Here is a 10,505-nt window from a genome sequence, read left to right on the forward strand (position 1 = left end):
CGGCTGATAGGGCATTCACGCCGTATCAGCCCGTCACCGTCCTGTTATCGCCCGCTTGCGCCGGATGCTGCAGCTGTTTTCTCAGCATCAGGCAGAAAGCCTCACTGGCCGGATTATGACGGTGTTCATTGACCCGCAGCAGGGCGTCTACCGCCGGCAGCGGCATCCTCTGTTCCAGCTCTGCAACCGGCTGGACGCCGCGATCCGCGCTGGCTTCATTCAGGATGCCGACGCCCAGACCGGCATGGATCGCCGCCAGCATCCCGGCGATGGAAGGGCACGCCAGCATCACCCTGTAAGGCAGGCCAGCCTGGTGCAGCTGTTCCTCCGCCAGGCGGCGGTAAAAACAGTCCGGCCCCCAGCTGATAAGCGGCAGGGGCCGTGCGGATGCATAGCGCCAGGTCGCTGGCGCGCACCAGTACAGCTTCTCACTCCACAGCACGCGGTCTTCCGCTGAACGAACGCCGGTGAAATCCTGATGCAGGATCAGGTCCCGCTCTCCCGCGTCATAACGCTGCCGCAGCACATGGCTTTGTTCCACCTCCAGCTGAATCTCTACCTCCGGATGATGGTGGGTGAAACGTGCAATCGTCGCACATACCGCGGGTAGCGAGATCTGCTCCGTCACCCCAACGTGCAGCCTGCCCCGCAGCGCAGACGGGGAAAAAAAGGCCACGGCGTTGTCGTGTTCATGGAGTATTTTCTCCGCATGCTGCAACAGCACGCTGCCTTTTTCCGTCGGCGCGGCTTTGCCGGCGACCCGCGTCAGCAGCGGGCAGTGCAGCTGATCTTCAAGCCGCCGCAGCTTCCAGCTCACCGCCGACTGGCTCAGGTTGAGGAGCGAGGCGGCTTTGGTCATGCTGCCGGTTTGCACTACGGTTCTGAATACCCTGAGCGCATCCACTGAAAGACGTTTATTCATTTAAGTATGACAAAAGTGAGTTTTCATCGGTAAACAATGTCACTGGTGTCATACCCCGTCAAGCCGTAGCCTGCTGAGACCACGTTAATGTGACTCAGGAGCAGACAATGCCTCGCGAACATTCATTACTGAACCAGCACGTTGTGATTAATGGCTGCCGCATTGCGGCGGGCGTTCACGGTTCCGGTATCCCTCTGGTGCTGGTTCACGGCACCCCAGCCCATACGGTTATCTGGCAGGCGCTTGTGCCACTATGGGTAGACGCCGGTTTTCAGGTACACCTGTATGACCTGCCCGGGTATGGCGCATCCGAGCGCCCATTGCAGGCCGATACCTCAGTGGCGGCGCAGGTCGCGTTCCTGCATGATCTGCTGGATCACTGGCAGCTGGAAAAAACGCATCTTTTTGGTCACGATATCGGCGGGGCGATTGCCCTCCGGCTGGCACTGGACGAACCGCAGCGTCTGCTGACCCTGACGGTTGCCGATGCGCCGTGCTACGACTCGTGGCCGTCGCCCACGTGGCGGGATATGCGGGATCGCTATGCAGAGTATGCGCTGACACCGGCCAGTGAGCATCGCAGCACGATGACGCGTCAGCTGAAGATGGCGGTTTTTAATAAGCCGTTGATGGCCGGTGAGCGGCTGGAACAGTTCCTCGCCCCCCTCTGTGGCACGCTGGGGCAGGCCTCCTTTTATCAGCACCAGGTGGCCCATTATAATGCCTGCTACACGGCAGACTTCGCGGAAAGGCTCCCGCAGCTCCGGCTGCCCGTGCAGATCCTATGGGGTGCAGACGATGAATGGCAGCCCGTCCACTATGCCCGACGCCTGCAGCACGATATTCCCGGTTCCACCCTGCATATTTATCAGCACGCCGGACACTTTTTGATGGAAGATATCCCCCAGCCTGTCGCTGCACAGGTTATAGCGTTCGTTAATCAATCTACCCGGAGGTAAGCCATGGTTTTGATCGGTATGCTGGATTCGCCCTATGTCAGACGCGTTGCCGTCTGTATGAATGTGCTCGGCCTGCAGTACGAACACCGCCCCCTGTCGGTATTTGGTGATTTTGAGGCGTTCGCTAAAATCAATCCGGCGGTCAAAGCCCCGACGCTGATAACGGATGACCAGCAGATCCTGATGGAATCTTCACTGATTATCCGTTATCTGCAGGATCTGTCGCCGCACACCTCTGCGCTGGTGCCTGAATCCGCAGAGGACAGGGTGAGGGATGTGAGCCTGACCGGCCTGGCACTGGCGGCCTGTGAAAAAGCGGTACAGATCGTTTATGAACGGCGTCTGCGGCCGGAGGAAAAACAGCATCAGCCCTGGGTCGACAGGGTGACCCGACAGCTTCATGGCGTATGGCAGGCGCTGGAAGAGCAAGTGCAGGCACACCCCCCCGCGATCCTCACCGTCGGGGGGATCAGTATCGCCGTGGCGTGGCGTTTTACCTGCCTGATGCTGCCGGATGTGGTCAGCCGTGCGGATTACCCCGGGGTGGACAGCTTCAGTCAACAGGCCGAACAGCGACCGGCGTTTCTGGCTGCCCCGGCAAACTGAAACGGCAGGCCCGCCGGATGCTTTCCGGGCAGGATCAGAACGGGCTGGAGTGGCGGGCGGTCACCCGCTCTCCGCTGACGGGGTGAACAAAATCCAGCTCGCTGGCGTGCAGCATCAGCCGCGTGGTCTGCTCCGTTCCCGGCAGCAGAAGGCCGCCGTACAGGTCACATCCCAGGATGGGGTGACCAAGCTGCTGGCAGTGAATACGCAGCTGATGGGTTCGCCCGGTCTCCGGCATCAGCTGCGCCCGCGTTAACGGCAGGAAGAAACCTTCCTGCGGCGCAGGGGACAGGCGCTCAATCACCCGATAGCGCGAGCGGGCGGGTTTGCCGTTAAGCGGGCAAATCGACATCCGGGGAAACAGCGCCGGATCTTTGGCAATCGCCGCGTCTATCACCCCTTCATTGTCCGCCAGATGTCCGCAGAGCAGGGCGCTGTAAACCTTGCTCACGGTGCGCTGGCTGAACTGATGGCAGAGGGCGGCATTCACTGCCTTATTGCGCGCCACGACCATCAGCCCGGAGGTCCCGAAATCCAGACGATGGACCAGAGTACAGCCGGGGAAGATCTTCACCAGACGGTGGTGCACCGAATCGAGATTGTGCGCATTTTTCCCCGACAGGCTCAGCAGGCCGGCAGGCTTATTGATCAGCACCAGATGGTCATCCTGAAAGAGGATCTCAATGTCGTCATGGCAGGGTGGAGCAATAAAGTCATCAATAATGGCAGACATCAGGCGGCCCGGAGCGAGAGTGGGGGCAGGGATCACCCCGGCTGAAAGCGTAAATGAAAAAGCCCGCTTAAGTTTCCTTAAGCGGGCTTCTCGAATTTGGCTCCTCTGACTGGACTCGAACCAGTGACATACGGATTAACAGTCCGCCGTTCTACCGACTGAACTACAGAGGAATTGTTGGAACGGGGCGCATCATATCCAGCGGGGCAGGGGATGTCAAAGCCTGATTTCACGCTTTTGGTTCAACTGCTGAATAAAGCAGCATCTTCCTGACAGCGGTGTGAGTTTCCCCACAATAATGTTGCTTTTGCGGCGTGCCTTGCAGGGTGTGACGGGGCTTGCAGCCGTGTTGCACTGATTTTCGTCAGGGTGATCACGTTTATTTCATTTTGACGTTGATACGCTAAGTTTCGGTATATACATTCCATGCGTGTTGAATGTTTGTTTCATTTTTCTCCCACCCTAAGGACCCACCATGAAAAAAGTCAGAATCGGGCTGATCGGTACCGGTTATATCGGACGCTGCCACGCAATCGCTTATGCTCAGGCCCCGACGGTCTTTAACCTGAAAGGGGAGCTGGTGCGTGAGATGCTGGCAGAGGTCAATCCGGAGCTGGCGAGCGCGCAGGCAGCAACGCTGGGGTTTAACCGGTCGACCGGTGACTGGCGGGAGCTGGTGGCAGATGAGAATATTGATGTGGTCGATATCTGCGCGCCTAACTTCCTGCACAAAGAGATGGCGCTGGAGGCAATCCGGCACGGTAAGCATGTTTATTCTGAAAAACCGCTGGCGCTGGACGCAGCCGATGCTGAAGAAATGGTGCGGGCGGCGGAAAAAGCCGGTGTGAAAACGCTGGTCGGCTTCAACTATATGAAAAACCCGACCAGTCAGCTGGCGAAAGAGATCATTGCCCGGGGGGAAATTGGCGAGGTGGTGCATTTTTACGGCACCCACAACGAGGACTATCTGGCTGACCCGATGACGCCGCTGGACTGGCACTGCCAGAAAGCACTGGCCGGTCTGGGGGCGCTGGGCGACCTGGCGGCGCATATCGTGAATATGGCGCACTATCTGGTGGGCAATATTGATGAAGTCAGCGGCGATATGATGACGGTGATCAAACAGCGTCCGGACCCGAAAAATCGCTCCCTGATGCGCGATGTGGAAAACGAAGACCAGGCCAGTGCACTGCTGCGCTTTGCTAACGGTGCGCACGGGGTGATTGAAACCTCGCGCATTGCCTGCGGCAGCAAAATGGGCCTGACCTACGTGGTGACGGGCACCAAAGGCAGCCTTCGTTATACTCAGGAGCGCATGGCGGAACTGGCGCTGTATAGCCATGACGATCCGGCAGGCCGCCAGGGCTTCAAAACCATCCTCACCGGCCCGGCACACCCTGACTATGCGGCATTCTGCATCTCTGCCGGGCACGGCATCGGCTTTAACGACCAGAAAACCGTTGAAGTCCGCGATCTGATTAACGGTATTGCCGCCGGGGATCGCATGTGGCCTGATTTTGCAGAAGGCCTGCAGGTATCGAAAGTGCTGGAAGCGATAGCGGTTTCAGCCGCGGAGCGGCGCTGGATGAAAGTCTGAGGCGCTGTCAGGCCGGGGGGACCCGGCCTTTTTCATTTCTCTTCCTGCCCGCCCGCACTGCACCCGCGATAAGCCGTTTAATTTGTTCGCCATTAAATGTATGATAATAAGACTCATTTGCAACGTAATGGCCAAGATGAAAAAACCCTTCTCCTTCCCGGTACTGTGCGCAGTACTGGTTGCCGCCGCCCTGATCTTTGTGGTGTCTGTCCGTAGCTGTTCAACACAGCATATCGCCGATCGGCCGGACGCTTCGCAGGCGTCTGCGGTGCCTGCTCCAGCCTCAGCGGAGGCACAGCAAGGCTGGCCGCGCACCCTGCAAACCCCCAAAGGGCCTCTGACCCTGAAGCAGGCCCCTGAGCGTATCGTCTCTACCAGCGTGACCATCACCGGCACCCTGCTGGCCATTCACGCGCCGCTGGTCGGGTCGGGCGGCACCAGCCGTAACAGCACGGTGTCTGACGATCGCGGTTTTTTTAAGCAGTGGAGCGCCGAGGCCGCTCAGATCGGGCTGAAGCCGCTGTATATCACGGAACCCAACGCAGAGGCGATTGCTGCGGCTGCACCGGACCTGATCGTAATTTCCGCTACCGGGGGGGACTCGGCGCTGAAGCTGTACGATCAGCTCTCCGCTATCGCCCCGACGCTGGTGATCGACTACGGTGATAAAAGCTGGCAGCAGCTGGCGGTACAGCTGGGGGAGATCACCGGGCATGAGAAGGACGCCAGTGCGGTGATTGACCGTTTCGAACAGCGGGTGCAGGCGGTCAAACAGTCGATTGCGTTACCGCCGCAGCCGGTCTCGGCGCTGGTTTACTACGAAGACGGCCGCGGCCTGAACCTGTGGACGGAGGCGTCTGCGCAGGGCAAGCTGCTGTCGGCGCTGGGCTTTACGCTGGCGATGCCACCCGCAGACGTACACGGTGGCACCAGCATGGGCAAGCGTAACGATATTATTCAGCTGTCAGGCGAAAATATGGCGGCAGGACTGACCGGGAAAAGTCTGCTGCTGTTTGCCGCAGATGATGCCACGGTAGGCAGGGTACGGGCGAATCCGTTCCTGGAGCATCTTACCGCAGTAAAAAATAACCAGGTGTATGCGATGGGGCCGGATACCTTCCGCCTCGATTACTTCAGTGCCAGCAATATGCTGGACAGTATTGAACGGCACTTTAAAGCCCGCTAAGCGGGCCGTTTGACAGAAGGCCCGCCTGTTTGCCCGGCCGGCCCCTGTCAGATGATGCCGGTTACGAATGGGTTACCGGCTCTGACGCCTCCGACGGGGCAGAGGGCTCTGACGTCAGCGTTGCCCGCCGCAGTGTCCCTACCAGGCCGGCCAGCACCAGCGCGACCCCGGCCGCTGCCGCACCGAACGACAGCACGCTCACCACCGGCGTAAACAGCTTACCTAATACGCCCAGGCCCAGCGCCCCCACGGAATCTCCCGTCACATCCTGAGCGGTACCCAGACTGTTGACGCGCCCCAGCAGGTGGTCAGGCGTATGGTGCTGAATCAGCATATATTGCAGCAGCGAAGCAATGGCATTGCAGTAGCCGTATACCACCAGGGCCAGCAGGGCAGGAATAAAGTGGCTGTAAAGCCCCAGTGAAGCAATCGCCAGGAACGCGCAGGTGGCGCTGACCAGCACCAGAATCCCCGGCCGTCCGTGACGCGGTACCCAGCCGCTGGTAAAGGCACCGATCATCGCCCCCAGCGGGACGGCGGAGTACATCAGCCCAATGGCGGAGGCATCCGCGTGATAGCTGATGGCCAGCGCCGGAAAGAGGATGCGCACCGCGCCAACAATGCTGACCAGCATGCCCAACAGCACCACGGAACCCACCACTTTCTGCCGGCAGACAAACTGAATGCCGCTGGCCAGCGCGCGCAGCGGGTGTTCCGGCTCCTGCGCGTCCGGTTTCATCGTCGGCAGGCGTACCAGGGGGATCAGCGTGGCCAGCGTGCCGACGGCAGCAACGGCAAACGCCCAGCCGACGCCACCGGCGACAATGATCACCCCGCCAATCGCCGGGGAGAGGATCGCCCCGAGGCGCACGGTCACCATACTCAGCGCCCCTGCCGCACCGAGGTTTTCCCGGCCAACCAGCAGCGGGATCACCGCCATCAGTGCCGTCATCCCCAGCGCACCAAAGAAGCCATCCCACGCCGCCAGCACATACAGCGCCCACAGCGACGGTGCGGGAAGAAACGCATTGAGGCTCAGGGCGGCAAAGCCAATACCGCAGGTACCGCGGGCAAACAGGATCAGCTTACGCCGGTCAAGGCGGTCCGCAAGGATACCGCCGAGCATTAAGCCAATAAACATACCGACCCCATCCAGCATCACCGCGACCCCCACCTGCAGGGTGGAGCCGGTCATTGCCTGGATCTGGATCGGCACGCCGACGGCCAGCATGCCCAGCGAGAAGACGGACAGCATGCGGGCACAAAAGATGGCGCGGAAAGGGGCGTTATTTTTCAGCAGACTGAAATCAAGCAGGATGGAGGGCTTAGCCATGAGTGTCCATGTGTGTTGATGGGCCGGTGCCTGGCGACCGGAACGCTGTCCGGTGCGGCGCGTAAGGATGCCGATGTTTTTCTGGCGGTGCGCATGGTAACATATTTGGTTAGTAACGTTAATGATAATAATACTCATATTCATTTGCATGTATGGAGGATCTGTCAGGGATGTCATTGCAGCACGCTTCCCCTCGTACCACTCCACTGCCGGCAGGCATTTCACGCGCCGGGGGTGTCATTATCTGCCTGGGCCTGCTGGCGGCCGTCAGCCTGGCAAGCCTGATGCTGGGGGCCAAATCCATTGCACCAGCGGTGGTGTGGCAGAGCCTGTCCGGTCAGCTGACCAGTGCTGACAGCATCATCATTCTCAATGCCCGCCTGCCGCGCACGCTGGCCGGGATCCTGGTCGGCCTGGCGCTGGGCGGTGCCGGGGCGGTGATCCAGGCGCTGACGCGCAATCCGCTGGCCGACCCCGGCATACTGGGTGTTAATGCCGGAGCCAGCTTTGCCATGGCCGTGGGCATCACCCTGTTTGGCGTCAGCGGTATGGCCGGCTGGCTGGGGTTTGCCTGGGGCGGCGCGCTGATTGCCAGTGTTGCCGTCTGGGCTATTGGTACCCTCAGCGGGGGACGGGTGAATCCGGTCCGCCTGACGCTGGCAGGGGTAGCGCTGAGTGCGGTACTGGGCGGACTGACCTCCTCACTGTCGCTGCTGAATCCGCAAACCTTTGATCAGCTGCGCTTCTGGCAGGCGGGAACCCTGGATATCCGCACAATGGATAATCTGCTTATTGTTGCTCCGGCGATTGTAGCGGGAGCGGTGCTGGCGCTGGCAGTATCGCGTTCGCTGAACAGCCTGAGCATGGGCGAGGACATTGCCGCCGCGCTGGGCACAAGGGTGGTGCTGATCCGCCTGCTGGCGCTGCTGGCGGTGATGCTGCTCTGCGGATCGTCTACCGCGCTGGTGGGGCCGATTGGTTTTGTCGGCCTGATGGTGCCTCATGTGGCGCGCTGGTGGGTGGGGGCCGACCAGCGCTGGATACTGATCTATTCATTTTTAATGGCCCCGGTGCTGCTGCTCACCGCCGATATTGCCGGGCGGTTTATGGCGCAGGGCGAATTACGGGTGTCGATTGTCACCGCCCTGATTGGGGCACCTGTCCTGATCTGGCTGGTCCGTCAGCGCAGGCATTAGGCTTTGTTACCTGCCATTTTGCAGCCTGGTTGAGTTGAACCCGGGCTTTAAGGGAGATCTGCATGCACAGCAGAACGTTAATAATAGGGCGCCCGGACGGCTGGCTGAATCTGCGCCTGTCATCCCGGGTGATGTGGGTTAACCTGACGCTGCTGCTGCTGGCCGTCGCGCTGGCGCTGTTTGCCCTGTGCTACGGCACGCTCAGTATTCGCCCCGGGCAGGTGTGGCAGGCGCTGCAGGGAGAGGGGCCGCGCGGTATTATCACCGTCATCCGGCAGTGGCGTGCGCCACGCGCAATGTTGGCACTGGTGCTGGGGGCCGGCCTCGGCGTCAGCGGCGCAATCTTCCAGTCAGCCATTCGTAACCCGCTGGGCAGTCCGGACGTGGTCGGTTTTAATACCGGCGCTTTTACCGGCGCACTGGTGATGATTATCGCGTTTGGCGGCGGCTATTATCAGATTGCGGCAGGGGCACTGGTCGGCGGCATCGGTGCGGCGGCGCTGGTCTATCTGCTGGCCTGGCGTCAGGGGATTGTGGGTTTCCGCCTGATTATCGTCGGCATTGGCGTCGGCGCGGTGCTTTCCGCGCTGAATACCTGGCTGATTATCAGCGCTTCGCTGGAAAGTGCCATGAGTGCGGCGCTGTGGGGGGCCGGATCGCTGAACGGTATCACCTGGGCGAAAGGTCAGCCTGCGCTGCTGCTGGTGCCGCTGACGATTCTGGTCGCGCTGCTGCTCAGCCGCCGTCTGCAACTGATGGAGATGGGCGATGACAGTGCGCGGGCGCTGGGGATCAGTGCGGAATCCAGCCGCCTCTGGCTGATGCTGTGCGGCATTATCCTCACGGCGATTGCCACCGCCAGCGCCGGGCCCATCGCCTTTATCTCTCTGGCCGCACCGCAGATCGCCAAGCGGCTGACCGGCGCACATGCTGTGCCGCTGTTCTCTGCCGCCACAACCGGGGCGCTGCTGCTGCTGCTGGCAGACGTCGTCGCGCAACATGCTTTTAACGGGATACAGCTGCCGGTGGGGGCCGTCACGGTCAGCATCGGCGGGCTGTATCTCATCGGGTTACTTATCAGGGAGTCACGTCGTTAACCATGGAACTTTCTTCCCCCTCACGCCTTCAGGCCAGCGGAGTGACGCTGGCCTACGACCAGAAGGTGATCGCCCGCGAACTCAGCGTGCAGATCCCCGACCGCCGGTTCACGGTGATCATTGGCCCGAACGCCTGTGGCAAATCAACGTTATTGCGCGCCCTGTGTCGTCTGCTGAAGCCGCGCAGCGGCCAGGTACTGCTTGATGGCGAGGATATTCACCAGATGGGCACCAAAGCGCTGGCGCGCCAGCTGGGTCTGCTGCCACAGCATGCCATTGTGCCGGAGGGGATCAGCGTGGCCGATCTGGTGGCGCGCGGGCGCTATCCACACCAGAGCCTGCTGAAGCAGTGGAGCGAAGCCGATCGTCAGGCGGTGGCCAGCGCGATGCAGGCGACCAACGTCAGTGAACTGGCAGAGCGCAGCGTCGATGAGCTCTCCGGCGGACAGCGTCAGCGCGTATGGGTAGCGATGGTGCTGGCACAGCAAACGCCCCTGCTGTTACTGGACGAGCCGACCACCTGGCTGGATATCGCCCATCAGATCGAACTGCTGGATCTGTTCCGTCAGTTAAATCAGGAACACGGGCATACGCTGGTGGCCGTGCTGCATGATTTGAATCAGGCCTGTCGCTATGCCGACCATCTGGTGGTGATGCAGGAAGGGCAGATCGTGGCCCAGGGCCAGCCGGCAGAGATCGTTGATGCGTCGCTGGTCCGGCAGGTCTTTGGCATGGCGTGCGTGGTGATTGACGATCCGGTATCGCATACGCCGATGATCGTCCCGTGCGGGCGTTATCACCGGCCATAAAAAAAGGCCGACCGTCATAAAAGGTCGACCTTCATACGATGATCCCAGTGGCGGACCGGATTTCCGG

The 10,505-nt window shown here is 60.7% G+C and carries 10 protein-coding genes and 1 tRNA gene; 7 read left to right on the top strand and 4 right to left on the bottom strand.

The features are described 5' to 3' along the window. Positions 1-25: 25 nt before the first annotated feature. Positions 26-922: a LysR family transcriptional regulator gene (locus tag K6L24_RS07850; protein ID WP_137269409.1), complete on the bottom strand. Its 897-nt coding sequence runs from the start codon at positions 920-922 to the stop codon at positions 26-28. Positions 923-1,029: 107 nt separating this feature from the next. Here K6L24_RS07850 and K6L24_RS07855 point away from each other — a divergent pair, with 107 nt between their 5' ends. Beyond that, on the top strand, positions 1,030-1,881 hold the full coding sequence (locus tag K6L24_RS07855) for an alpha/beta fold hydrolase (protein ID WP_162900960.1): 852 nt from the start codon (positions 1,030-1,032) through the stop codon (positions 1,879-1,881). A 3-nt stretch (positions 1,882-1,884) separates the two neighbouring features. Next, a complete protein-coding gene (locus tag K6L24_RS07860; RefSeq protein WP_062742756.1) occupies positions 1,885-2,487 on the top strand; it encodes a glutathione S-transferase in 603 nt (200 codons plus the stop codon). A gap of 34 nt (positions 2,488-2,521) precedes the next feature. Here the strand turns inward: K6L24_RS07860 and K6L24_RS07865 are convergent, their stop codons facing one another. Further along, positions 2,522-3,220, bottom strand: a complete 699-nt coding sequence (locus K6L24_RS07865) for an RluA family pseudouridine synthase (RefSeq protein WP_222682135.1) — start codon at positions 3,218-3,220, stop codon at positions 2,522-2,524. Positions 3,221-3,317: 97 nt separating this feature from the next. Next, positions 3,318-3,393, bottom strand: a tRNA-Asn gene (locus K6L24_RS07870). Between the two features lie 302 nt (positions 3,394-3,695). Between K6L24_RS07870 and K6L24_RS07875 the strand changes: the two genes are divergently transcribed. Further along, entirely contained in the window at positions 3,696-4,817 is a 1,122-nt protein-coding gene (locus tag K6L24_RS07875; protein ID WP_062742754.1) for a Gfo/Idh/MocA family protein, read from the top strand. Between the two features lie 127 nt (positions 4,818-4,944). Beyond that, positions 4,945-6,003 carry a Fe2+-enterobactin ABC transporter substrate-binding protein gene (gene fepB / locus K6L24_RS07880; RefSeq protein WP_245006726.1) on the top strand — a complete coding sequence of 353 codons (1,059 nt, stop codon included), beginning with the start codon at positions 4,945-4,947 and terminating at the stop codon, positions 6,001-6,003. Between the two features lie 61 nt (positions 6,004-6,064). Here the strand turns inward: fepB and entS are convergent, their stop codons facing one another. Next, entirely contained in the window at positions 6,065-7,336 is a 1,272-nt protein-coding gene (entS, locus tag K6L24_RS07885) for an enterobactin transporter EntS (protein ID WP_222682307.1), read from the bottom strand. A gap of 170 nt (positions 7,337-7,506) precedes the next feature. On the opposite strand from entS, the gene fepD reads away from it, so the two are divergent. The 3 genes from fepD (at position 7,507) to K6L24_RS07900 (ending at position 10,438) form a co-directional block, all read left to right on the top strand. Further along, positions 7,507-8,532 carry a Fe(3+)-siderophore ABC transporter permease gene (fepD, locus tag K6L24_RS07890; protein WP_245006727.1) on the top strand — a complete coding sequence of 342 codons (1,026 nt, stop codon included), beginning with the start codon at positions 7,507-7,509 and terminating at the stop codon, positions 8,530-8,532. 62 nt (positions 8,533-8,594) lie between these two features. Beyond that, complete coding sequence (gene fepG, locus K6L24_RS07895; protein ID WP_062742751.1) at positions 8,595-9,629, top strand: iron-enterobactin ABC transporter permease; 1,035 nt, start codon at positions 8,595-8,597, stop codon at positions 9,627-9,629. 2 nt (positions 9,630-9,631) lie between these two features. After that, on the top strand, positions 9,632-10,438 hold the full coding sequence (locus K6L24_RS07900; RefSeq protein WP_118663791.1) for an ABC transporter ATP-binding protein: 807 nt from the start codon (positions 9,632-9,634) through the stop codon (positions 10,436-10,438). Positions 10,439-10,505 lie beyond the last annotated feature (67 nt).

This window comes from Erwinia persicina (genome assembly GCF_019844095.1).
GTDB classification, from domain to species: Bacteria; Pseudomonadota; Gammaproteobacteria; order Enterobacterales; family Enterobacteriaceae; genus Erwinia; species Erwinia persicina.

Excerpts from the sequence above, each read along its gene's own strand:
- K6L24_RS07875 (WP_062742754.1), top strand. The coding sequence starts at position 3,696 with ATGAAAAAAGTCAGAATCGGGCTGATCGGTACCGGTTATATCGGACGC.
- fepD (WP_245006727.1), top strand. The coding sequence starts at position 7,507 with ATGTCATTGCAGCACGCTTCCCCTCGTACCACTCCACTGCCGGCAGGC.
- K6L24_RS07850 (WP_137269409.1), bottom strand. The coding sequence starts at position 922 with ATGAATAAACGTCTTTCAGTGGATGCGCTCAGGGTATTCAGAACCGTA.
- entS (WP_222682307.1), bottom strand. The coding sequence starts at position 7,336 with ATGGCTAAGCCCTCCATCCTGCTTGATTTCAGTCTGCTGAAAAATAAC.
- K6L24_RS07865 (WP_222682135.1), bottom strand. The coding sequence starts at position 3,220 with ATGTCTGCCATTATTGATGACTTTATTGCTCCACCCTGCCATGACGAC.
- K6L24_RS07855 (WP_162900960.1), top strand. The coding sequence starts at position 1,030 with ATGCCTCGCGAACATTCATTACTGAACCAGCACGTTGTGATTAATGGC.
- K6L24_RS07860 (WP_062742756.1), top strand. The coding sequence starts at position 1,885 with ATGGTTTTGATCGGTATGCTGGATTCGCCCTATGTCAGACGCGTTGCC.
- K6L24_RS07900 (WP_118663791.1), top strand. The coding sequence starts at position 9,632 with ATGGAACTTTCTTCCCCCTCACGCCTTCAGGCCAGCGGAGTGACGCTG.
- fepG (WP_062742751.1), top strand. The coding sequence starts at position 8,595 with ATGCACAGCAGAACGTTAATAATAGGGCGCCCGGACGGCTGGCTGAAT.
- fepB (WP_245006726.1), top strand. The coding sequence starts at position 4,945 with ATGGCCAAGATGAAAAAACCCTTCTCCTTCCCGGTACTGTGCGCAGTA.